This window comes from Actinomadura geliboluensis, assembly GCF_043197915.1.
Lineage (GTDB): Bacteria > Actinomycetota > Actinomycetes > Streptosporangiales > Streptosporangiaceae > Spirillospora > Spirillospora geliboluensis.
Genome location: NZ_JBICUA010000020.1, coordinates 93,050 through 113,846, shown reverse-complemented (window position 1 = coordinate 113,846; position 20,797 = coordinate 93,050). Strand labels below are relative to the sequence as shown.

Annotated in this window: 23 protein-coding genes; 7 read left to right on the top strand and 16 right to left on the bottom strand. The window is 73.4% G+C overall.

Translation table 11 applies throughout. The annotated features are described in order from the left end of the window. The first annotated feature begins 29 nt into the window (after window positions 1–29). Together ACGFI1_RS42235 and ACGFI1_RS42230 are read left to right on the top strand one after the other, a co-directional pair. On the top strand, window positions 30–356 hold the full coding sequence (locus ACGFI1_RS42235; protein WP_392737608.1) for a hypothetical protein: 327 nt from the start codon (window positions 30–32) through the stop codon (window positions 354–356). 9 nt (window positions 357–365) lie between these two features. Next, complete coding sequence (locus tag ACGFI1_RS42230; RefSeq protein ID WP_392793285.1) at window positions 366–1,517, top strand: DUF6745 domain-containing protein; 1,152 nt, start codon at window positions 366–368, stop codon at window positions 1,515–1,517. A 54-nt stretch (window positions 1,518–1,571) separates the two neighbouring features. On the opposite strand, the gene ACGFI1_RS42225 is transcribed toward ACGFI1_RS42230, so the two are convergent. From ACGFI1_RS42225 to ACGFI1_RS42170, 12 genes are all read right to left on the bottom strand, one after another. Continuing rightward, complete coding sequence (locus ACGFI1_RS42225) at window positions 1,572–2,426, bottom strand: STM4011 family radical SAM protein (RefSeq protein ID WP_392793283.1); 855 nt, start codon at window positions 2,424–2,426, stop codon at window positions 1,572–1,574. Next, entirely contained in the window at window positions 2,426–3,706 is a 1,281-nt protein-coding gene (locus ACGFI1_RS42220; RefSeq protein ID WP_392793281.1) for an STM4012 family radical SAM protein, read from the bottom strand. The genes ACGFI1_RS42225 and ACGFI1_RS42220 overlap by 1 nt, the downstream gene beginning before the upstream one ends. Beyond that, a complete protein-coding gene (locus ACGFI1_RS42215; RefSeq protein ID WP_171069190.1) occupies window positions 3,703–4,494 on the bottom strand; it encodes an STM4013/SEN3800 family hydrolase in 792 nt (263 codons plus the stop codon). The genes ACGFI1_RS42220 and ACGFI1_RS42215 overlap by 4 nt, the downstream gene beginning before the upstream one ends. 29 nt (window positions 4,495–4,523) lie before the next feature. Then, window positions 4,524–5,603, bottom strand: a complete 1,080-nt coding sequence (locus ACGFI1_RS42210; protein WP_392793279.1) for an STM4014 family protein — start codon at window positions 5,601–5,603, stop codon at window positions 4,524–4,526. Then, a complete protein-coding gene (locus ACGFI1_RS42205) occupies window positions 5,600–6,580 on the bottom strand; it encodes an STM4015 family protein (protein ID WP_386871060.1) in 981 nt (326 codons plus the stop codon). The genes ACGFI1_RS42210 and ACGFI1_RS42205 overlap by 4 nt, the downstream gene beginning before the upstream one ends. Next, window positions 6,577–7,542 carry an STM4015 family protein gene (locus ACGFI1_RS42200; protein WP_392793277.1) on the bottom strand — a complete coding sequence of 322 codons (966 nt, stop codon included), beginning with the start codon at window positions 7,540–7,542 and terminating at the stop codon, window positions 6,577–6,579. The genes ACGFI1_RS42205 and ACGFI1_RS42200 overlap by 4 nt, the downstream gene beginning before the upstream one ends. Before the next feature lie 118 nt (window positions 7,543–7,660). Continuing rightward, the gene (locus ACGFI1_RS42195; protein ID WP_392793275.1) at window positions 7,661–8,476 is read right to left on the bottom strand and encodes a MetQ/NlpA family ABC transporter substrate-binding protein; all 816 of its coding nucleotides are present in this window, start codon (window positions 8,474–8,476) and stop codon (window positions 7,661–7,663) included. A gap of 20 nt (window positions 8,477–8,496) precedes the next feature. Beyond that, window positions 8,497–9,153: a methionine ABC transporter permease gene (locus ACGFI1_RS42190; RefSeq protein WP_386871054.1), complete on the bottom strand. Its 657-nt coding sequence runs from the start codon at window positions 9,151–9,153 to the stop codon at window positions 8,497–8,499. Then, window positions 9,150–10,202, bottom strand: a complete 1,053-nt coding sequence (locus ACGFI1_RS42185; protein ID WP_386871052.1) for a methionine ABC transporter ATP-binding protein — start codon at window positions 10,200–10,202, stop codon at window positions 9,150–9,152. The genes ACGFI1_RS42190 and ACGFI1_RS42185 overlap by 4 nt, the downstream gene beginning before the upstream one ends. A gap of 492 nt (window positions 10,203–10,694) precedes the next feature. Further along, on the bottom strand, window positions 10,695–11,504 hold the full coding sequence (locus ACGFI1_RS42180) for a DUF4097 family beta strand repeat-containing protein (RefSeq protein WP_392793273.1): 810 nt from the start codon (window positions 11,502–11,504) through the stop codon (window positions 10,695–10,697). Continuing rightward, window positions 11,501–12,148, bottom strand: coding sequence for a response regulator (locus ACGFI1_RS42175; RefSeq protein WP_392793271.1), 648 nt, complete (start codon window positions 12,146–12,148; stop codon window positions 11,501–11,503). Before ACGFI1_RS42175 ends, ACGFI1_RS42180 begins: the two co-directional genes overlap by 4 nt. Then, a complete protein-coding gene (locus ACGFI1_RS42170) occupies window positions 12,136–13,392 on the bottom strand; it encodes a sensor histidine kinase (RefSeq protein WP_392793269.1) in 1,257 nt (418 codons plus the stop codon). Before ACGFI1_RS42170 ends, ACGFI1_RS42175 begins: the two co-directional genes overlap by 13 nt. 323 nt (window positions 13,393–13,715) lie before the next feature. Between ACGFI1_RS42170 and ACGFI1_RS42165 the strand changes: the two genes are divergently transcribed. From ACGFI1_RS42165 to ACGFI1_RS42145, 5 genes are all read left to right on the top strand, one after another. Further along, complete coding sequence (locus tag ACGFI1_RS42165) at window positions 13,716–14,093, top strand: hypothetical protein (protein WP_392793267.1); 378 nt, start codon at window positions 13,716–13,718, stop codon at window positions 14,091–14,093. 95 nt (window positions 14,094–14,188) lie between these two features. Further along, window positions 14,189–14,758 carry a hypothetical protein gene (locus tag ACGFI1_RS42160; RefSeq protein WP_138641910.1) on the top strand — a complete coding sequence of 190 codons (570 nt, stop codon included), beginning with the start codon at window positions 14,189–14,191 and terminating at the stop codon, window positions 14,756–14,758. A 39-nt stretch (window positions 14,759–14,797) separates the two neighbouring features. Next, complete coding sequence (locus ACGFI1_RS42155; protein WP_386871042.1) at window positions 14,798–15,379, top strand: TetR/AcrR family transcriptional regulator; 582 nt, start codon at window positions 14,798–14,800, stop codon at window positions 15,377–15,379. A gap of 75 nt (window positions 15,380–15,454) precedes the next feature. Then, a complete protein-coding gene (locus ACGFI1_RS42150) occupies window positions 15,455–16,204 on the top strand; it encodes an SDR family NAD(P)-dependent oxidoreductase (RefSeq protein ID WP_138641908.1) in 750 nt (249 codons plus the stop codon). 39 nt (window positions 16,205–16,243) lie between these two features. Further along, entirely contained in the window at window positions 16,244–16,933 is a 690-nt protein-coding gene (locus ACGFI1_RS42145; RefSeq protein WP_386871040.1) for a class I SAM-dependent methyltransferase, read from the top strand. Window positions 16,934–16,943: 10 nt separating this feature from the next. Here the strand turns inward: ACGFI1_RS42145 and ACGFI1_RS42140 are convergent, their stop codons facing one another. The 4 genes from ACGFI1_RS42140 to ACGFI1_RS42125 all read right to left on the bottom strand — a co-directional run bounded on the left by ACGFI1_RS42140 (window position 16,944) and on the right by ACGFI1_RS42125 (window position 20,773). Beyond that, on the bottom strand, window positions 16,944–17,549 hold the full coding sequence (locus tag ACGFI1_RS42140; protein ID WP_138641906.1) for a response regulator transcription factor: 606 nt from the start codon (window positions 17,547–17,549) through the stop codon (window positions 16,944–16,946). Then, a complete protein-coding gene (locus tag ACGFI1_RS42135) occupies window positions 17,546–18,676 on the bottom strand; it encodes a sensor histidine kinase (RefSeq protein WP_392793265.1) in 1,131 nt (376 codons plus the stop codon). Before ACGFI1_RS42135 ends, ACGFI1_RS42140 begins: the two co-directional genes overlap by 4 nt. A 61-nt stretch (window positions 18,677–18,737) precedes the next feature. Then, window positions 18,738–19,400 carry an ABC transporter ATP-binding protein gene (locus tag ACGFI1_RS42130; RefSeq protein ID WP_392793264.1) on the bottom strand — a complete coding sequence of 221 codons (663 nt, stop codon included), beginning with the start codon at window positions 19,398–19,400 and terminating at the stop codon, window positions 18,738–18,740. Between the two features lie 92 nt (window positions 19,401–19,492). Next, complete coding sequence (locus tag ACGFI1_RS42125; RefSeq protein WP_392793262.1) at window positions 19,493–20,773, bottom strand: alpha-amylase family glycosyl hydrolase; 1,281 nt, start codon at window positions 20,771–20,773, stop codon at window positions 19,493–19,495. Between the last annotated feature and the right edge of the window lie 24 nt (window positions 20,774–20,797).

The window sequence follows — 20,797 nt, the reverse complement described above, 5'->3', positions numbered from 1 at the left end:
CTGTCGGTGGCGGACGTTACGTTCGCGGCATGTACCGACAGGGAGACATCCTGATCCTGCCCGTGTCCGAGGAGGCGGTCCCGCGGTCCGTGCGCGACCTGCCGCCCACTCCGCGCGACGGCCGGGGACGCATGGTGCTGGCCCTCGGCGAGGCCACCGGGCACGCGCACGCGCTGACCGCGCCGGGCTCGCTGCTGCGCACCCCCGACCCGCTCGCCCCGGACCATCTGCACCTGCCGTCCGGCGGGCGGCTGGTGCATGAGGAGCACGCGGCGATCACGCTGCCCAAGGGGTGGTACCGGGTGGTCCGCCAGCGCGAGTACGTGCCCGGCGCCGTGCGCGTCGTGGCGGACTGAGGGAGCGGGATGGTCACCGGAACCTTGCGCGAGACCCATTTCGTGGTCGGCGACTGGCAGGCGGCGGCGTTCGGCACCGGCCCCGCCGACCGCGCCCTGGCCGAGGCGGGGGTCGCCTCCGCCTACGCCTCCGCGGGCCTGCCCGCCCCTGAACGGTACGTGTGGGTCCCCTCCCCCGCGCGCGGGGCTGTCGCGGCGGCCGTCCTGGCGGGGCACGGCGACGCGCTGAAGACGGCGGGGCTGGACGAGCTGGTCGAGCAGGCCCGCGCCGACCTCGGTGAAGGGCCGGCGGGCGGGAGCGTCCTCGCGGACGTCCGCACCCGCCCGTGGGAGGCGATGCGTGCGGCGGCCTGCTCCGAACAGGGGCCGGAGCAGTGGCCGCGCACGTGGGCCGAGACGGGCGGCCTCCTGTGGGACCAGGTCCAGTCGCTGGTCACGCGGGTGCGCGCGGCCATCGGCGAGCAGGCCCACGCCGGGTCGCTCGCGGCCGGGAACGAGCGCCCCGCGCCGGATCAGGAGCAGGTGGCGTCCCTGCTGCGCGCCGCCACGCTCGACGCCGTACTGGGCCAGCACGACGCGCCGTGGCTGGCGCTGTTCGAGTCGCTCGGGCGGCTGGAGGGCCCTCTCGCGGGCCTTGCCGAGGTCGCCCGGTCGGCCGGCTGGTGGTGGCCGTACGAGCGGCTGGTGATCCTTTCGGAACGTCCGAGCGAGTTGCACCGTGACGAGCCTGGGAGGCTGCATCGCGGCGACGGCCCCGCTCTCGCCTACCCGGACGGGTTCGCGCTGCACGCCTGGCGCGGCATGCCCATCCCGCCCGATTTCGTGGCCTCGTTGACGGGCCTGACGGCCGACCGCATCTCGGCGGAGGCGAACGCCGAACTGCGCCGGGTCATGCTGGAGATCTTCGGATACGACCGGTACCTGGCCGAGACGGGCGCGCGTCCCCTTCACCGGGACGAGACGGGCGTCCTGTGGTCCATCGACCTGCCCGGCGACGAGCCGGTGGTCATGGTCGAGGTGGTCAATTCCACCCCCGAACCAGACGGGACGTACCGCACCTACTATCTGCGCGTCCCGCCCGGCACCCGCACAGCGCGCGCGGGCGTCGCCTGGACGTTCGGCGTGGACGAGGCCGACTACCACCCCGAGAAGCAGACCTGAGCCCGCGGGCGTCCCTTGGTCGCACTTCCCCAGTCACCAAGGGACGCCCGTCCTTCAACGCTCCAGCAGGGCCGGGATCCGTTCCAGGACGCCGCCGGCGAAGGTGTCGTAGAGCCCGAGGGGCTCCAGGTGGACGTAGCCGATGTGGCAGTCGCAGACGTCGAGCGGGCAGGGGCGCGGGGTCAGCGCGTCCCGGAACGTGCCGTCGTACAGGTTGCCCAGCACGGCCGGGACGAAGTGGCAGCGGCGGACGGTGCCGTCGCCGTCCACGGACACCACCGTGTCCCCCGTCCGGCAGGGGAGGCCGCGGCTGGCGTGGGGGCGGCGGCTGAGCGGGAAGAGCGGGTCGATCTCGGCCCAGGTGGCGGCTTCGGCGTCGTCGTAGACGCGCCCCTCGGCGGCATTGACCCACAGGTAGGTGCCGGTGGGCAGGTCGGCGCGCAGGCGGCGGGCGGCGTCGAGGTGTTCGGGCTGGCCGACGATGCCGACGCTGTACCGGACGCCACGTTCAGCCAGGTCCCGGCACTTCCCTAGGAAGCGTTCGTAGGGCACTTGGCCGGGATGGTAGGTCGCCCACAGCGCAAGCCGGGTGAGGTCGGCGTCGGCCGTCCACGACACGCGGTGGCTGAGGTTGGTCTGGATCGCGACCCGTTCGACATGCGGGAGATGGCTCAGCGTGGTGAGCGCCTGCCGGTACCAGGAGCGCACCAGCCCCTCGCCCCACGGCGTGAACAGGACGGAGACGGGGTGCCCGCAGCCGGCGACCCACGCCGTGAAGCGTTCTAGGGCGGCACGGTCGGCGCGCAACTGGTCCGGTGTGTCGCGGCGCTTGGCGAAGGGGCAGTACGGGCAGTCGTAGTCGCAGCTCGCGAGCGGTCCCCGGTAGAGGATCGTCAGGTGCCGCCCCATCAGCGCGCCTCGTAGGAGTCCATGAGGCCCTCGACGCCGGACGAGAAGAGCGCGGGGCCGATGGCGTCGGAGTAGGCGAGCCCTTCCGGCGTGAGCCGCACCGTGGTGTCGGACGTCTCCAGCCATCCGCGCTCACCGAACGCTGCGAAGTCGGCCGCGAAGTCGTCCAGTGGGTCGCTGTCGAAGCGCGCACGGTACTCGGCCCGGTCGACCCCGGCCGCCTGCAGCAGGGACTGGAGCAGATGGCGGCGGCGTTGCTCGTCGCCGTCCAGGGTGAACCCGACACGGGCGGTGGTGAAGTCGGTCTCGCTCACGTAGGAGTCGATGATGGAGCGCACCTGGCCGGCCCCCACCGCGTACTCGAACGAGTAGTGCAGGCGGGAGGTGTAGGAGCGGGCTCCGCAGCCGAGCCCGACCATGCCGTCCGTCTGGCAGCAGTACTCGGTGCCGTTGGCGGCGTCTCCGGGGAGCCGGAACATCCGCATCGACACCTGCTCGTAGCCTTCGGCAAGAAGGTGGTCACGGCCGATGCCGTACAGGGTGAGGCGCTGGTCGTCCCAGTCTTGGGCGCGGCGTCCCAGACCCGTCAGCGGACGGACGTAGAGGGGGTACAGGTAGACCTCCTCTGGACGCCATGCAAGCGCGGCGTCCAGGGAGTGCAGCCATGTCGCGGGCGTCTGGCCGTCGATGCCGTAGATGAGGTCGATGTTGAGGGTCGGGAAGCCCACGGCCCGGATGCGGTCCAGCGCGGCCTCCACTTCGGCGCGCTTCTGGGGCCGGACGGCCGCGCGCGCCTCCTCGTCCAGGAAGCTCTGCACGCCGATGGAGATGCGAGTGGTTCCGCGTTCGGCGAGGACGGTCAGGCGGTCGGTGGTGGCGGTGGCCGGGGACGTCTCCACGCCGAGCGGGATCGTCCCGAAGCCCTTGAAGCGTCCGGCGATGTCGCAGAGGCGCTCCAGCTCCGGGGCGGTGAAGTAGGTCGGTGTGCCACCGCCGAACGCGGCCGTGGCGAAGGCGGGGCCGTCCAGGGCGTCCAGTACGGCGGTCGCCTGCCGGTCGAGGGCGTCGAGGTAGGCGCCGGTCAGTTCTTCGGGCGCGCCCGTGCGCGTGAAGAGGTTGCAGAAGCCGCACCGCATCTCGCAGAAGGGCACGTGGAGGTACAGGAAGAGCGAGTCGAGCGGCTCCCCCGCCCACACGTCGCGCAGTGGAGGCGACGGGTTCAGCGGACGGTAGGCGGTCTTGTGCGGGTACGCGTACACGTATCCCTGGTAAGGCTTCACTGTAGAACGAACTCCCCGTACGGAACGGTCCAGACGACCTCGTGGCCGATGCGGTGCCCGGTGTGGCCGTCCTCGCCGTAGGCCGTCCCGTGATCGGAGCAGACGATGACGAAGCAGGGGCGGCGCATCAGCGCGAACAGGCGCCCGATGTGGGCGTCGACATGGCGGAGGGCTGCGGCGTGGCTGGCGCGCGTGTCGCCGTCGTCCCGGGTGGCGCCGGGCAGATAGAACCAGTTGGGCTGGTGCAGCGACGCGACGTTCACCAGGAGGAACAGCCGCCGGTCGGACGGCAGCCGTGCCATGGTCTCGGCGACGCGGTCGATCTGGTTGGGCAGCGCGTCGGGGTCGGTCACGCCGAACGCGGGCTCCCAGTGGCTCTCGGCGAACAGGGACGGCAGCGCCGACCCGAGCGGCGTCAGCTTGTTGAAGAACCCGACGCCGCCCACGCAGACGGTGTGGTAGCCGGCGGCGGCCAGCCCGGACGGCAGGTCGGCGGCGTCGAACGTCCACGTGTGGGGCGCGGTCGTCTCGCTGCCGGGGAACGCCCCCGCGAAGAGACGTGGGTGCGGCCCAGGGGAGGCGGGGGTCGGCATGAACCCGGCCAGCATCGCGGCGTGCGCCGCATAGGTGAAACTGCCCGGCGTGTGGCGGCGCTCCCAACGGCCCCCTGGGAGCAGCCCCGCGAGTGTGGGCGTCTCCCCTGCCGCCGCCAGTTCGGCGGCCACGTCGTAGCGGAGCGTGTCGAGAGTCACCAGCAGCAGATCGTGGGTGCCGACGATGGCGTTCATGTCGTGCGACACGCCTGCATCCATGTTCGTCACGCCGCCGCCCCCGCCGCGTCCTGAAGCAGAGCGACCTGGGCGCCGTACGTGTCGAGTCCCTCGGCCGGGCTACCGGGCAGACCGGTAAGCCCGGGTAGCAGGTCGCCGAACGCGTTCACCTCGCAGACGGCGAACCGCTTCAGGCCGATGCCTACGAGCAGGTCGACGCCGACCATCGGGCTGCCCGGGAAACAGGACGCGGCCCGCGCGCACACGTCGAGCGCCCGCCGCCATCTGGTCTCGCCGAGCACGCGCTGCACGGCTCCCAGGTCGCCCCTGGCGCCGCCAAGATGCAGGTTGGTCATGGGCGTTCGGCTCGTCCGGACGACCGCGTGCGTGGGTTCGCCGCCGATGACGACGACCCGCAGGTCGAACACGCGGCCGTTGATCGTGGCCTTGGGCAGCCACCGCTCGACGTGCAGGCCGTCCGGCGCGAGCAGGTCGATGAGCGCGGCGACCTCCTCCTCGGTCTCGTAGGAGCGGACGCGCAGCGAGTTGAGCAGCCGCCCGTCCGTCATGAACGCCGAGGTCACGGCCCTGATCCGGTCCGGCGGCGCGGTCTGCAGCGCCACCACCCCGGACGCGGACGAGCCGTGCGCGGGCTTGACGAACACGCGCCGCTCCCGCGCCTCGTCCATCCGGGACCGGAGCGCCGCGTAGCCGGAGACGTCCGGCAGCGCGGCCGGGACGGGCACCCCGGCCGCCAGCAGGCGGGCGTGCGACCGCCGCTTGTCGAACATGACCGCGATCTCCTCGACGTCGCCGAGCAGCCGGGCGCCGGCCGCCGACGCCTCCCCGGACATCCGCCGCAGCGCCGCCGTGAACGTCTGGTACCAGCGGGCGCCGCCGCCCACCCGGGCCGGTTCGCCGGGGCCGCGCAGCAGCGCGTCGGCCTCGCGGTCCTCGCCGGGCGAGTCGACGCGCACGAGGTCGCCCGCGGCCAGGCCGAGCGGGGCGCCGCGCAGGACGTCCGCCCAGGGCACGAGCCGCGGTTCGGGCAGCCCGGCGGACCGGCACGCCGCCGCGAACAGCGCGGGGCGCCGGTCGCCGGGCGTCCCCACGACGACGAGGCTCATTCGGCGACCGCGATGTAGGAGCCGCTCATGTCGAGCGCGAGCCGCCGCCACTGGGGCTTCAGCCACTCGGGGAACCCCTGCGGATCGTCCAGGTTCACCCGGACGCCCGGCAGCGCCTCCCGAACCCGCGCGCCCATCTCCTCGGTCAGGAAGTGGTGGTGCAGGTCGAGGTCGGCGAGGTGGCCGAGCGGGCGGCCGGCCAGCAGCGCCTCCGCGCCCGCGTCGGTGAGCGTGCCGAGCGCGAGGCTCAGCGACTCCAGCCGCGCGACGACGGGCGCGTCCGCGACGGCCTCGGCGATCCGGTCGTGGCCGGAGGCGTTCTCCAGCCCGAGGCGGCGCAGCGCGGGCAGCCGCTCCCCCGCGAGGATCGGCGCGAGGTCGTCGAGGGAGGCGACCCAGTCGGCCTGGCCGCCGCCCAGCCACAGGTCGAGGTGGCGCAGCCCCGGCAGGTCGCTCTCGGCCACCGACCGGACGATCCCGGCGGGCAGCATGGCCGCCTCGAACCGCAGCGTCCGCAGCCGGGCGCCGGCACGGGCGTCCAGCACCGGGAACAGCAGCCCGTCGGAGCCGCGCACCTCGAAGTGCTCCAGCTCGGGGAACGCCTCGAACAGCGGCGCGACGTCGGTGTGCTTGATCCACGAGAGGTGCAGGTCCCAGTCGCGGATGTCGCCGAGGAACAGCGCCCGGAGGCGCGGCAGCCGGTCGGCGGCGGCCACCAGCCGCTCCACCGGGTCGAACTCGGTGCAGTCGAACCCCCAGAAGCCGATGATCAGGTGGGTGACCTGCGCGGTGTCGACCTCCTGGAGGAAGCGGTCGAAGTTCTCGGGGACCTCAGCGCCCCACACCCCGTTGTCGTGGATGTGGTGGTAGATCCCCCAGGCGACGTCCCCGGCGGCGGGGAGCGGGCCGCCCTCCGGGTCCCCGTCGAACGCGTGGACGGGGAGCCCGGCGAACGTCGAGAGGCGTTCCTCGATCATTCGGACACCGCGATGTAGCGCCACTCGCCGTCCGGCTTCTCCTGCTCGTCCAGGTCGACCTCGACGCCGGGCAGCGCGGCCTTCACCCGCTCGATCATCGCGTCCGACAGGAAGTGGTGGTGCAGGTCCAGCTTGCGCAGGTGGGTGAGCGGCTGCCCGGACAGCAGCGCCTCGGCGCCCTGGTCGGTGAGGATGCCCATGGCGAGGCTGAGCGACTCCAGGCGCGCCACGACGGGCGCGCCCGCGACGGCCGCGGCGATCTCGTCCTGGATCTCGCTGTCCTCCAGGCCGAGGTGGCGCAGCGCGGGCAGCCGCTCGCCGCCGAGCAGCGGCGCGAGGTCGGCGACCGCGGTGTCGCCGCCGTAGTTCTCCTCGCCGAGCCACAGGTCGAGGTGCTCCAGGTTCGGCAGCTCGCTCGCGCCCACGGCCCGGACGATGCGGGCCGGGAGCCCGCCCGACTCGAACCGCAGCACCTTGAGCCGCTCGCTCTTCACCGGGTCGAGGGCGAGGTTCTGCGCGCCGCGCACCTCGAGCCGCTCCAGGTCCGGGAACGCGCTGAACAGCGGCGTGATGTCGGAGTGCTCGATCCAGGAGATCTCCGCCTCCTCGCCCGTGATGTCGCCGAGGAACAGCGCCCGCAGCTTCGGGAAGGACGCGGCGGCCTTGGTGAGCACGTCGACCGGGTCGGCGGCGCCGGAGTCGTAGTCCGCGCCCCAGTAGCCGATGATCAGCGCGGTGATCTCGGCGGTGTCGACCGTCTGCGCGAAGCGCGCGAAGACGTCGGCGAAGTCCTCCTCGTCGAAGGCCGTCCCGACGTACCAGGCGGCCTCGCCCGCCGCCGGGTACTCCTCACCGGTGACCGGGTCGGTGCCGGCGTCCCCCGCGTCGCCCGTTTCGGTCTCGTGGTTGAACGTGGCCACCGGCAGGCCGGCGTACTCCTCAAGGTGCTGATAAACGCCCATGGGTCCCCTTCGCGAGTTCGTCGGCACCATGTCCTATCAGGACCGACGGACAAACCGCGCGATTTCCGGCGAGGGCCCCGGCGGCGGGCGCCCCGGTGCGGGGCGCCCGGCACCGGCGTCAGGAGGCGATCAGCACCGACCCCTTGTACTTGTCCTCGACGAACTTCTTGACCTCGGGGCCCTGCAGCAGCTGGACGAGCTTCTTCACGCGCGCGTCGTCCTTGTTCTCCGGCAGCGTCACGATGCCGTTGGCGTACGGGTTGCCCTCGGCCTTCTCGGCGGCGAGCGCCTCCTTGTTCGGCGACAGCCCGGCCTCGATGGCGTAGTTGCCGTTGATGACCGACAGGGCCACGTCGTCCAGCGACCGGGGCAGCTGCGCGGCCTTGACCGGCGTGAACTTCAGGTTCTTGGGGTTGGTCGCGATGTCGCGCGGGGTCGCGGTCGTCGGCGCGTCCGGCTTCAGGGTGATCAGGCCGTTGTCGGCGAGCAGCTTCAGCGCGCGCCCCCCGTTGGCCGGGTCGTTCGGGACGGCGACCTCGGCGCCACGCGGGACGTCCTGGAGGTTCTTCACCTTCTTGGAGTAGACGCCGAGCGGCTCCAGGTGGACGGGCGCGACGAACGCCAGCTTCGTCCCCGACTGCTTCTCGAACTCCTCCATGAACGGGACGTGCTGGAAGTAGTTCGCGGTGACCTGCTTCTCCTTCAGCGCGGTGTTCGGCTGCTGGTAGTCGCTGAACTCCACGATCTCGATCTTGAGCCCGGCCTTGTCGGCCAGATTGTCCTTGACGTAGGTCAGGATGTCGCCGTGCGGGACGGGGTTGACCGCGACCTTCAGCGGGGCGTCCGGATCGTCCGACGCCTCCGACGAGCCGCAGGCGGTCAGCCCCACGAGGAGACCGACGGAGGCCAGCGCGACAGTGAGCTTGCGAAGCACGACAAGTGCCTTTCTGTGGGTTAGCGGTGGGTCAGGCGGCGGGCGACGAGGTCCCCCGCGGCCTGGATGAGCAGGACCAGGACGACGAGCAGCGCCACGGTCGCGAGCATGACCTTGGTCTCGAAGCGCTCGTAGCCGTAGACGACGGCGAGGTTGCCGAGCCCGCCGCCGCCGACCGTCCCGGCCATGGCCGTGTAGCCGATCAGCGCGATGACGGTGACGGTCAGGCCCGACACCAGGCCGGGACGCGCCTCGCGCAGCAGGACCTTGCCGACGATCTCCCGGCGGGTGGCGCCCATGGCGTCCGCCGCCGCGAGCACGCCCGGGTCGACCTCGCGCAGCGCGATCTCGACGAGCCGCGCGTAGAACGGGATGGCGCCGATCGTCAGCGGGACGATCGCGGCGGCGTTGCCGATGCTGGTGCCGACGACCAGCCGGGTGAACGGGATGATCGCCACCATCAGGATCAGGAACGGCAGCGAGCGGCCGATGTCGACGACGACGCCGAGGGCCCGGTTCACGGGCTGGGCGGGCAGCAGCCCGCCGCGCTCGGTCACGACCAGCAGGACGCCGAGCGGCAGCCCGAGCACGACGGTGAACAGCGTGGCCACGCCGGTCATGTAGAGGGTGTCCACCGTGGCGGGCCACAGCAGCGGAGCGACCTCGTCCCAGGTCATCGGGCGTCCTCCCGGTCGTCGTCGGCGGCCCGGCCGGCACCGCCGGGCGGGGTGGCGGGGTCGCCGGCGTGCTTGACGTCGACGGTCAGCCCGGACTCGCGCAGGAACGCGAGCTGGGCGGCGTTCGCCGCGGGGTCGCCGGGCAGTTCGAGCTGGAGGCGGCCGACGCGCTCGCCGCCGACCGTCTCGACGGCGCCGCCGAGGATGTTCACGTCCAGCGAGTACTTGCGGGCCAGCGCCGACACGAACGGCTCGTCGGTGGCGCCGCCGGTGAAGGTGACCTCGACGAGCGTCCAGCCGTCGCGGGGCTCGGCCGGCGGCAGCGGGAACAGGTCCCGGGCGAGCTCGGAGCCGGGCCGGGCGAGCAGCCGGGTGACCGGCCCCGACTCGGTGATCCGGCCGTCCCGCATGACCGCGGCCGAGTCGCAGATGCGCTTCACCACGTCCATCTCGTGGGTGATCAGCAGGACGGTGAGGCCGAGCCGCCGGTTGAGGTCGCGCAGCAGTTCCAGGATGGACGCGGTCGTCTCCGGGTCGAGCGCGGACGTCGCCTCGTCCGACAGCAGCACCTTGGGACGGCCGGCGAGGGCGCGGGCGATGCCGACGCGCTGCTTCTGCCCGCCGGAGATCTGCGCCGGGTACGCCTTCGCGTGCTCGGTGAGCCCGACCAGGTCCAGCAGCTCGGCGACGCGCTCGGCCCGCTCCGCGCGCGGGACGCCCATGACCTCCAGCGGGAACGCGACGTTCCCGGCGACGGTCCGGCTGCCGAGCAGGCCGAAATGCTGGTGGATCATGCCGATGCCCTGGCGGGCGCGGCGCAGGTTCCCGCCGCGCAGCGCGAGCAGGTCCTGCCCGCCGACCACGACGCGGCCCTCGTCCGGGCGCTCCAGCAGGTTGACGCAGCGCAGCAGGGTGCTCTTGCCGGCGCCGCTGCGGCCGAGGACGCCGAAGACCTCGCCCTCGGCGACGGTCAGATCGACCCCGTCGACGGCGATCACCTCGCGGCCGCGGTCGCGGTAGCTTTTTCGAAGTTTCTCGATCTGGATCACAGGAAAACATCCATGCGGGCACGGGCGCCGGACGAGCGGCGGCGGTCAGCGGGACGGCGAGCGACGCGGGCGAGCGCGGGCGGCACGGCGCGGCGTACGGCATGCGGCGTGCGGCATGCGCGGCGCGCGAACGCTCGGGGGGAACGCCTACAAAGCGCCTAGGAAGCGCCTACGAAGGCAAGCGCCTAGGAGCGGCCGGGCGGGAACGGTGCGTGGCTCAGCAGGTGGCGTTCGAAGAACATGGGCGACTCAGGGGTGTGGCGGACAGGCTCGCTTCGGGGCGCGAGACGCAGGACGGCAGGGGCCCTCAGCGGCCACACATTCGCCGGCAACACGTAGCCCGCATGGCCCGCCGCATCGGCGGGCGGTGCTCACGGCACGGGCGTACGGAAGACATGTCAGCAGTTAACCGGCTTCACACCAGTGACCGCAAATCCGGCGGGTGTGATGTCCATCGCGCTGAGTGGCGGACACCGACGGGGACGTCCGCGCTCAGTCGTCGCGGTAGTCGATGTAGGTGCTGCCGGACCCGCTGTGGACGGAGATCGACCTCGCGGCGCCCTCGTCGACGACGGCGGGGTTGAGGTGGGTGCTGCCCGAGCCTGTCCCGGCCCGGACGCGGTAGCGCGACCCCGGCGGCACGATGATCTTCGCCGTGCCCGACCCGGCGGACGCCTCGACGGCGCCCGGCGGCTCGGCGTAGCGCAGGTCGAGGGAGCCGGACGACACCCGCGCCCGGGTCTTGGCCGCGGCCAGCCCGGTCCCGGTGATCGCGCCGGACCGGGCCTCCAGCCGCAGCCGGCCGCGCACCCCGGCGACGCCGATCTCGCCGGACCCGGTGCGCAGGTCGAGGTCGCCGGTCAGGCCCCGCACGCTGATCTCCCCGGATCCGGACACCGCCGACACGCGCGTCCCCGCCGGGACCTGGACGTCGATGTCGGCGCCGCAGCCGCCGAGCACGTCCGAACTTCCGCAGCGGAACGTCACGAACAGCACGTCCTCCACGAGCGATTCCGTGACGCCGGGCCGGTCCAGGCCCCAGCGGAGCCTCGTGTAGACGCGGGCCTCGCCGTCCGGGCCTGGGCCGACGGAGACGGCGGCGCCGTCCATGTCGAGGCGCAGCTCCCTGATCACGTGGTGGTAGGGGGTGACGGACGCCGAGGTCTGCCGGACGGCCCGTCCGAGCGCCGCGAGCAGGACGGGCGTCACCACGACCAGCGCGGTCGCGATCGCCAGCGCGATCCACACGCCGCGCCGCCGGGGCCGGCCCGCGGCGATGGCCTCCTCCTGCCCGGCGGTCATGTGTCGCCGTCCAGGAAACGCAGCACGGCGAGGACGCGCCGGTGGTCGCCCTGGGCGTCCGGCAGGTCGAGCTTGGCGAAGATGTTGTTGATGTGCTTGGCGACCGCGCTCTCGCTCACCACCAGCGCCGCGGCGATGCCCGCGTTGGAGCGGCCCTCAGCCATGCCGGCCAGCACCTCCCGCTCGCGCGGGGTGAGCCGGCCGAGCGGGTCGGAGTGCCGGCGCAGCAACAGCTGCGAGACGACCTCCGGGTCCAGCGCGGTGCCGCCGGCGGCGACGCGGCGCAGCGCGTCCAGGAAGACCGAGACGTCCGCGACCCGGTCCTTGAGCAGGTAGCCGATGCCGCCGGCGCCGCTCGACAGCAGGTCGGCGGCGTAGCGCTCCTCGACGTACTGCGACAGCAGCAGCACCGCGACCTCGGGCGCCTCCCGCCGCATGACGAGCGCCGCGCGGACGCCCTCGTCGGTGAAGCCGGGCGGCATCCGGACGTCCACGATCGCCGCGTCGGGGTGGTGCGCGCGGACGGCGGCGAGCAGGCCCTCGGCCTCGCCGACGGCCGCCGCGACCTCGAACCCGGCGGTCTCCAGCAGCTTGATCAGCCCGGCCCGGAGCAGGACCGAGTCCTCGGCGATCACAACGCGCACGGCAGCTCCACGGTGACGGTCGTCGGGCCCCCGGCGGGGCTGGTGATCCGGAACGCGCCGTCCACCGACCGGACGCGGCGCGCGAGCCCGGTCAGGCCCGTCCCGGCGGACGGGTCGGCGCCGCCCGCGCCGTCGTCGCGCACCGTCACCCGCAGCACGTCGCCCCGGCGGACGACCTCGACGTCCACCTCGGCGGCGCGCGCGTGCCGGACGACGTTGGTGAGGGCCTCGGACACGACGAAGTACGCGACGGCCTCGACGGTGGAGGAGGCGCGGGGCTCCACCTCGACCCGCAGCTGGACGGGCAGCGGCACGCGGGCGGCGACGCCGGACAGCGCGGCGTCCAGGCCGCGGTCCTCCAGCACGGCGGGGTGCAGGCCGCGGATCAGCGTGCGCAGCTCGGCGAGGGCCTCCTTGGCCTCCTCGTGCGCCTCGACGATCACCCGCATGGCGTCGTCGGGGACGCCGGTGAGGGTCTCGCGGGCCAGGCCGAGGTTCAGCGCGAGGGACACGAGGCGCTGCTGCGCGCCGTCGTGCAGGTCCCGTTCGATGCGGCGGCGTTCGAGGTCGGCGGCGTCGACCACGCTGGCGCGCTTCTCGGCGAGGTCCTCGACGCGGCGCCGCAGCTCCTCCGCGCGGTCGGGGCCGAGCAGCCCGGCGGCGGCGCGGGCGTCCAGCCGCCGCACGCCCGCCGCCGCCCAGGGCGCCGCCGCGAGGAGCAGGACGCCGGTCACGACGAGCGCACCCGATTCGACCGGGTTGCCGAACACGCCGACGTGCGGCAGCGCCCACACGTAGAGGGGCACGGCCGTGAGGACGGCCCCCGCCGCCCACATCATGATCACGGCCAGTCCGCCGAGCGCGAGCGGCGGGCCCGCGACCAGGTGGTACTGCAGCTTCCGCCACACCTCGGGCGAGCGCACGTCGCGGAGCGGATCCCACGGGCGCCCGTCTGCTAGGTCCGGCATGGGCGGAATGTGCAGGCCGAGCACGGCCCAGCACCGCTCCCGCTGCCACGACGTCAGCGGACGCAGCGCGAGCAGCGGGAAGGCGACCGTCGCGGCGGCCAGGACGAGGACCGGCACGACGTCCACGGGCGCCCAGACCGCCCAGACCGAGCCCGGGACCGCCCATCCGGCGACCTGCAGCGGCACCCCGGAGGCGACGAACACGGTGTCGCGCCACGCCGCCGCCGTCCACGGCGCGCGCACGCGGGCACGGGCGACCGCGGAGATGGATGCCATGCGGCAACCGTATTGGCACGCTTCGTCCGCCACCATGGACCAAACCGGAGGACGGGGGTGAACCTAGTGCCACCCCAAGTCGGATGGCGATGCCACTGACCGCGCCGGGCGCCGCGGCAAGGCTGTGACCGGGCGTCCCGGAGCGCGGATGCCGCACCGGATCACCGTCCTCTGGGAGTGCCGAAATGGTCACCGTCGTCCCCCGCCCCGTCTCGTCCAAGGTCTCCTTCCGGCGCCGGCCGGTCCCCGATGTAGGGCGCGCCCTAGAGGGGCGGTGGGTGGGATGGGGGTTCATCGGGGGCGCTGCCGCACTGGTGCCTTGGATGTGGGTGCTCGCGACCACGATGCCGTCCACCGCGACGGTGTCGAACTGGTCGGCGGCCTGGGTGGGGCTGGACGCGATGGAGGCCGCCGCCCTGCTGGGCACGGGCGTGCTGTTCGTCCGCCGCGATCCCCGGTACGGGCTCGGCGCCGCCGTGGCCGCGGCCCTGCTGGCGGCGGACGCGTGGTTCGACGTGACGACCGCCATGCCCGGCGCCGCGCGCGCGTCGGCGATCGCGCTCGCGGCAGGAGTGGAACTTCCACTTGCGGCCCTGTGCGCCGCCCTCGCCGCGCGGTCGTACACGCAGCGTGGAGCCATGATCGACGAATTGGTGAACAGTGATCGGCAAAGCCTCGACGGGAGTGCGCCAGACGGGTGAAACCAGACGAGCCGGACCTCTAGAGTGAGTGCCATGTCGGGGCCCTCTCGCGGGAGGGCCCCTCGCCCTGCCTGCACGATCAGAGGTCCCCGAACATGAACGACCACGAGGTGCACGAGGAGTGCATGCGGCTCCTCCGGGACGGCCTGCCCGTCCCCGCTCCCGCCGCCTTCGAGGAGGGACGGGACTTCCTGCCGCTCGGACTCGACATGGACGGCGACGTCGCCGTTGTCACGTTCCTTCACCAGTGGGGCGACACGTCGGCGTTCGTCGAGGGGTGGACGTTCCACAAGCGCGACGGCGAGTGGCGGGAACTGGGCGGCGCCGGCGGGTTCGCGCCCGCCGAGCCCCTGGCGCGCCGCTCGTCCGGCGAGATGATGGGCCGCCACCTGCTCAAGTACGGGTCGGGGCGGAGCGTCCGCAACTCCAACCGGCTGCTGCCGTGGGGCGCCAAGTGGGTGAACGAGGCGCGGCTGCGGGCGTCGGCGGAGGTCGCGCGGGTCCGGGTCGGCAACCGGATCCTGGACGTCCCCGAGCACGGGCACGTCGTCGTCGTGTGGGGCGCCCGCCGGGGCCCGGTCGTGGAGGCCCTCGCCGCGGACGGCTCGGTGCTGGACGCCATGGACCTCGACCGTCCGGCCGTCCCGTCCCGTCCGCAGGGCTGATATTTGACCGTTCGGTCTTGAACGGGTTACCGTCCTGCCATGGCACGGACGAAGGAGTTCGACCCGGACGCCGCCCTGCGGCGCGCCCTCGACCTGTTCTGGGAGCGCGGCTACGAGGCGACGTCCATGGCCGACCTCGTGGAGCACCTCGGCATCGCCCGGGCCAGCATCTACGGCACGTTCGGCGGTAAGCACGAGCTGTTCCTGAAGGCGCTGGAGCGCTACCTCCAGGAGACCGACCCCAAGATCGCCGAGGCGCTGGCCCAGCCGGGCCCCGTGCTGCCGGCGGTGCGCGCGCTGATCGAGCGCTACGCGGCGGAGGCGGCCCGCGACCGGCCGCGGCGCGGCTGCCTGGTGGTGAACACGGCGGTCGAGCTGGCCGCGCGGGACCCTGACGCGGCGCGGCTGGTGGAGGCGAGCTGGTCGTTCCTGGAGGCGTCCCTGACGTCGGCGCTCACCCGGGCGCGCGCCCAGGGCGAGCTGCCGCCGGACAAGGACCCCCGCTCGCTGGCCCGGCTGCTGCTCGTCCTGTTCCAGGGCATGCGGGTCCTCGGCCGCGCGCCCGCCGACGACGGCCGCCTCCGGGACGCGACGCGCGAGGCGCTGTCCCTCTTCGACTGACCCTTGTCCCCGACCTCGGTCGGGGGTTCTGCACGCCCTTATTCAAGACCGATCGTTCTACAAAAAGGAGCCGTCATGGCCTTCCACGGCAAGACCGTCCTCATCACCGGCGGCTCGCGCGGCATCGGCCGCGCCACCGCGCGCGCCTTCGCCGCCGAGGGCGCCACGGTCGTCCTCGCCGGACGCGACGTGACCGCGCTCGCCGACGCCGTCAAGGAGATCGGGTCCGGCACGGCCGACCACGTGGTCGCCGACGTGGCCGACCCCGCGTCCGCCGCCCGGATGGTCGAGACGGTGGTCGCCCGGCACGGCGGCCTGCACGTCGCGGTCAACAACGCCGGGATCCTCGGCGCGGCCGGGCCCGTCGCCGACATCGACGCCGCCGCCTGGAACGACGTCCTCGCGGTCAACCTGACCGGCGTCTTCCTGTCGATGAAGCACGAGATCGCCCACATGCGCGCCAACGGCGGCGGGACGATCGTGAACGTCGCGTCCAACATCGGGGCGCATCGCCGGCTCCCCGGCATGGCGGCGTACGCGGCGTCCAAGGCGGCGGTCAGCATCCTGACCCGCACCGCTGCGCTCGACCACATCGGCGATGGCGTGCGCATCAACGCCGTTAGCCCCGGGGCAAGCGACACCCCCATGTCGCTGCTGCCGGGCGAGAGCGAGACTGAGCGGGCGGCGCGGATGAGCGCGTCCGTCCCGGCGGGCCGTGTGGCGGCCACGTCCGAAGTGGCCTCGACCGTCCTCTGGCTGGCGTCGGACGCCTCCACCCACGTGGTCGGCCACGACCTCGTCATCGACGGGGGTGTCACCGCCTGACAAGGCTTTTCGGGACCGCTCACAGGGCAGACTCCATGCATGGCCCTCACACCCGACTATGACTCCGACCCGGAGCGCTTCCGTCTCGCCGGCAGGGTCACCGGGAAGTACCTGATCGGGGCGCGGAGCCTGCACGACCACATCGCCATGAAGCTGGTCAACGCCGGCGCGTCCCTCGTCCTGGACATCGGCTGCGGGGAGGGCGCCCTCAGCGCCGCCCTCCCCCGTCCGGCGCCGCTCCGGCTCGTGGGGCTGGACGCCTCCGCCGACCTGCTGCGCGCCCACCCCGGGCCGCGGGTGCGCGGCGACGCGCTGCGGCTGCCGTTCCGGGACGGGACGTTCGACGCCGCCGTGGCCGTGAACCTGCTCTACCACCTGGACGATCCAGGGCTCGCCCTGCGCGAGGCCCGCCGCGTCCTCGCCCCCGGCGGGATGCTGCTCGTCTCCGCGATCTGCCGGAACGACAGCCCCGAACTGTCGCCCGTCTGGCGTCCCGAACCCACCCCGTTCGACGCCGAGGACGCCCCGGACCGGGTCTGCGAGGTCTTCGGCGAGGTCGAGGTGGAGCGCTGGGACGCCCCGCTGATCACGCTCCCCGACCGCGCCGCGATCCGCGACTACCTGATCGCGCGCCGCGTGCCCCGCCCCCAGGCCGCCGAGGCCGCCACCCACCTCGACACGCCCCTGCCGGTGACGAAACGCGGCTCCCTGGTCGTCGCCCGCCGCTGACCCGGCGGGGCTACAGCCAGCCGCGGTCCTGCGCGGCGCGGGCGGCGGCGTGCCGGTTGCCGACGCCGAGTTTGGTGACGGCGGCGGACAGGTAGTTGCGGACCGTCCCCTCCGACAGGCCGAGGTCGCGGGCGATGCGGGACACGGGGGCGCCGCCGGCGGCGGCGCGTAGGGCGTCGAGTTCGCGCGGGGTGAGCGGGCACTCCTCGGCGGCGAGGGCGTCGGCGGCGAGCTGCGGGTCGATGTAGCGGGCGCCTGCGGCGACCTGCCGGATGACCTCGGCGAGCCGCCGGCCGGGCGCGTCCTTGCCGAGGAAGCCGCGGACTCCGGCGGCCATGGCGCGGCGCAGGTTGCCGGGCCGGCCGTGCGCGGTCACGATCACCAGCCGGCAGGACGGCAGGTCGCGGGACAGCCGCTCGGCGGCGGCGAGCCCGTCCAGGCCGGGCATGTCGATGTCGAGGACGGCGACGTCGGGCTTCAGGGCGAGGGCCCGGTCGACGGCCTCGTCGCCGCGGCCGACGTCGGCGGCGACCTCGATGCCGTCCTCGGTCTCCAGCAGCAGGACGAGCGCCTCCCTGATCAGGAGGTGGTCGTCGGCGAGCAGCACGCGGATCATGCCTCTCCCTCCGGCGCGGCGGGGACGGCGGCCGCGACCCGGAACGTCCCGTCCCCGGCGGGGCCCGCGGCGAACTCGCCGCCGGCGGCGCCGATCCGCTCGGCGAGCCCGGCCAGGCCGCTGCCGGCGTCGCCGCTGCGGCGCCCGGCGCCGTCGTTGACGATCTCCACCTCGACGCGGTCGCGGCCCGCCCGGACGCTGATATCGCACCAGGTGGCGCTGGAGTGCCGCAGGACGTTGGTGGTGGCCTCGCGGGCGACCCAGCCGAGCGGCTCGTGGACGTGCGGCGGCAGCGCCGGGGACACTTCGGGGCGTTCGCAGCGGATCCCGGCGGCGCGCAGCACGGCGGACATGCCGTCCAGTTCGGTGCGCAGGGACGTGGCCCGGTAGCCGCGGACGACCTCGCGGACATCGCGGACGGCGTCCCGCGCCATGGTCTGGATCTCGGTCAGCTCCTTGCGGACGCGCGCGTCGTCGCGCTCCACGAACCGCTCGGCGACCTCGGCGCGCAGGGCGACCGCCTGGAGGCTGTGCCCGAGGACGTCGTGCAGGTCGCGGGCGAAGCGGAGCCGCTCCTCCCCCACCGCGGAGCGGGCCAGCTCGGCGCGGGCCTCCCGCAGTTCCTGGACGACGTGGAACAGCCAGACCGTGACGTATCCGGAGAAGGCGCCGAGCGGCACCGCGGCGACCTCGTACAGGACGGCCAGGGCGGGCAGCCCGAGCAGCACGCCGTAGACGGGGGTGAAGACGGTCGCCGCCGCGGCCGCGCCGATCGCCTCCCGGACGGGCAGGACGATCGCGATCAGCCCGGCCGGGACGAGCAGCGCGTTGCCCCAGCCCCGGTCGATGCCGAGCAGCAGCGGCATCGCCCAGCAGATCAGCGCGATCGCGGCCAGCCCGGCCCGGTGGGCGGGCGCGGTGCGGCGCATCAGGTTCTGCCACAGGAGCCGGGCGTACAGGACGAACGCGGCGCCGGTGCCGGTGAGGGCGAGCAGCAGGCGGCCCGCCTCCCGCCGCTCGGTGACCTCGTACCAGAGCGCGGGCGCCAGGAACCCGGCCAGCGTCATCACCGTCATCCCCACGATGATCGCGGCGATGACGGTGGGACGCGGGAGGGCGGGCTGCACGCGCCCAGCGTATGCGGCCGGCATGGTGCTCGTCGGGGGGCGCGGGGGCGGCGGTGGCCGGTCAGGCGGCGCGGTCGGCCGGCGGGCGCTGGAGCCGGGCGGCCTCGCGGCCGGTGACGAGGCATCCGTCGTCCAGGATCCCGACCCGGTCGGCGCGGCACGCCTCGTCCGGGTCGCGGGTCGTGACCACCGCGCTGACCCCGTCCGCGGCCAGCATGAGCAGGACGGACCACACCTCGCGGGCCGCGGCGGCGTCGAGCCCGGCGGTCGGCTCGTCGAGGAACAGCACGTCGGACCGTCCGACCAGGGCCAGCGCGATGTCGAGCATGCGCCGACGCCCGGGGGCCAGCCGCTCGAAGGGGACGTCAGCGACGTGGGTGAGGCGGGCCAGGCGCAGGGCCTCGTCGCGGGTGAGCGGGTCGAGCGTCCAGCGCCGCCAGGTGTCGATGACCTCGGCGACGGTCAGCCCCGGGAACAGGCCGCCGTCGCGCCACACGGCCCCAGCACGCGCGGAGTCGCGGTCGGTGTAGGGGTCGGCGCCGTAGAGGCGGACGGTTCCCCTTGTGGGACGGCGCAGGCCGGCGAGCATCTCCAGAAGGGTGGTCTTGCCTGAGCCGTAGCGGCCCAGCAGCGCGTAGACCTCGCCCTCGGCCACGGTGAACGAGACGTTTCGCACGGCCTCGTTCAAGTCCAGGTCGCGTACCTCGATCACAGGTGCCTTCATGGCTTCCATGCTGGCCGCCGCGGGCGCGGGCGTGCAGTCACGGACGTCAGGAACCGATCATGAGGTTTCGCAGGGGTGACCCATGACAAATGTCAGGGTTCGGCGATCGCCCATCCGGTCGGCGGGACGGTGGCGCCATCGGCGGTGAAGCTCGCTTCACCGGCCGCGCACGTCCAGTCGGCGGCGGGCAGTTCGATCTCGGCGGGCTCATCGCTCAGGTTGAGGACGACCCCGAGCCGCTCTGCGCCGCGCCCCACTGTGTAGGAGAGAACCGTGTTGGTCAAGGTGGCGACCGTGGTTTCGGCGCGGACCAGCCACGGGTGACGTCGCCTTAGCCCGATCAGCTGCTGGTGTAGGCGCTGGTAAGAGGCGCCGTAGCCGGGGGCCTCATCAGGGCGTTCCGGGAAGGCCGGCCGTATGGCGTCGTCTCCGCCCGGTCGTTCCTCCTTCACGCCTTCGAAGCCGAACTCGTCACCCGCGTAGATGGACGGGACACCGCCGACCGTCAGCAGGATCACGAGCGCGTGCTCCCGGTGCTCTTCCCGGTTCAGGCGGCTGGCGATGCGGGTCACGTCGTGGTTGCCGAGGAAGGTCTGCGGGGCGAACGTACCGAGCATCGTGTTGTGCCGGTCGAGCGCGTGGGCCAGCTCGAAGAAGTTGCCGTCGTTGAGCGAGCTCCAGATGGCCTTCCAGAGTTCGTACTGGGTGACGGAGTCGAATCCAGTGTCCTCCACCAGGCGGGTGTAGTCGCCGTGGATGACCTCGCCGACGAACCAGGCGTCGGGGAAGCGCGCGCGGACGCGGTCTGTGACCGTCCGCCAGAACTCCGGCGGAACCGCGTAGGCGGCGTCGAGACGCCAGCCGTCTATGCCGCGCTCCAGCCAGTGGGTCATGACGTCGGTGACGTAGTCGGCGACCTCGGGCTCGTCGTGGTTCAGCGTGACGAGCCTGTCGTGCCCTTCGAACGTGCGCAGATCCGGGTGGAACCACTTCCGGTACCGGGACGCGTCACCCTTCGCCGAGACGTCGGCGAAGGGCTCGAAGCCACGCCCGACATGGTTGAAGACACCGTCGAACAGGACCCTGACGCCCCGCTGGGAGGCGTCGTCGACGAGCCGTCGCAGGTCGTCCTCGCCGCCGAGCCTGGGGTCGACCCGGTAGTGGTCGACGGTGTCGTAGCCATGGGTCTCGGACGCGAACACGGGACCGAGCGCGAGCCCGTTGCAGCCGAGTTCGACGAGGTGGTCGAGCCAGCCGCCGAACCTCGCGAGCCTGGGCGGCGGGGGCGTCCCGGCAGGGAGGGCGTCCCGCTCGGCTCCGACGAAACCGAGCGGGTAGGCATGCCACCAGATGGCGTGATCGGGCCAGCGCATGCCCGTCCCTTACCCGGAGAGAGC

Excerpts from the sequence above, each read along its gene's own strand:
- ACGFI1_RS42125 (WP_392793262.1), bottom strand. The coding sequence starts at position 20,773 with ATGCGCTGGCCCGATCACGCCATCTGGTGGCATGCCTACCCGCTCGGT.
- ACGFI1_RS42155 (WP_386871042.1), top strand. The coding sequence starts at position 14,798 with ATGGCACGGACGAAGGAGTTCGACCCGGACGCCGCCCTGCGGCGCGCC.
- ACGFI1_RS42160 (WP_138641910.1), top strand. The coding sequence starts at position 14,189 with ATGAACGACCACGAGGTGCACGAGGAGTGCATGCGGCTCCTCCGGGAC.
- ACGFI1_RS42225 (WP_392793283.1), bottom strand. The coding sequence starts at position 2,426 with ATGGGGCGGCACCTGACGATCCTCTACCGGGGACCGCTCGCGAGCTGC.
- ACGFI1_RS42180 (WP_392793273.1), bottom strand. The coding sequence starts at position 11,504 with ATGACCGCCGGGCAGGAGGAGGCCATCGCCGCGGGCCGGCCCCGGCGG.
- ACGFI1_RS42165 (WP_392793267.1), top strand. The coding sequence starts at position 13,716 with ATGTGGGTGCTCGCGACCACGATGCCGTCCACCGCGACGGTGTCGAAC.
- ACGFI1_RS42145 (WP_386871040.1), top strand. The coding sequence starts at position 16,244 with ATGGCCCTCACACCCGACTATGACTCCGACCCGGAGCGCTTCCGTCTC.
- ACGFI1_RS42140 (WP_138641906.1), bottom strand. The coding sequence starts at position 17,549 with ATGATCCGCGTGCTGCTCGCCGACGACCACCTCCTGATCAGGGAGGCG.
- ACGFI1_RS42210 (WP_392793279.1), bottom strand. The coding sequence starts at position 5,603 with ATGAGCCTCGTCGTCGTGGGGACGCCCGGCGACCGGCGCCCCGCGCTG.
- ACGFI1_RS42150 (WP_138641908.1), top strand. The coding sequence starts at position 15,455 with ATGGCCTTCCACGGCAAGACCGTCCTCATCACCGGCGGCTCGCGCGGC.
- ACGFI1_RS42215 (WP_171069190.1), bottom strand. The coding sequence starts at position 4,494 with ATGAACGCCATCGTCGGCACCCACGATCTGCTGCTGGTGACTCTCGAC.
- ACGFI1_RS42130 (WP_392793264.1), bottom strand. The coding sequence starts at position 19,400 with ATGAAGGCACCTGTGATCGAGGTACGCGACCTGGACTTGAACGAGGCC.
- ACGFI1_RS42170 (WP_392793269.1), bottom strand. The coding sequence starts at position 13,392 with ATGGCATCCATCTCCGCGGTCGCCCGTGCCCGCGTGCGCGCGCCGTGG.
- ACGFI1_RS42235 (WP_392737608.1), top strand. The coding sequence starts at position 30 with ATGTACCGACAGGGAGACATCCTGATCCTGCCCGTGTCCGAGGAGGCG.
- ACGFI1_RS42190 (WP_386871054.1), bottom strand. The coding sequence starts at position 9,153 with ATGACCTGGGACGAGGTCGCTCCGCTGCTGTGGCCCGCCACGGTGGAC.
- ACGFI1_RS42200 (WP_392793277.1), bottom strand. The coding sequence starts at position 7,542 with ATGGGCGTTTATCAGCACCTTGAGGAGTACGCCGGCCTGCCGGTGGCC.
- ACGFI1_RS42205 (WP_386871060.1), bottom strand. The coding sequence starts at position 6,580 with ATGATCGAGGAACGCCTCTCGACGTTCGCCGGGCTCCCCGTCCACGCG.
- ACGFI1_RS42230 (WP_392793285.1), top strand. The coding sequence starts at position 366 with ATGGTCACCGGAACCTTGCGCGAGACCCATTTCGTGGTCGGCGACTGG.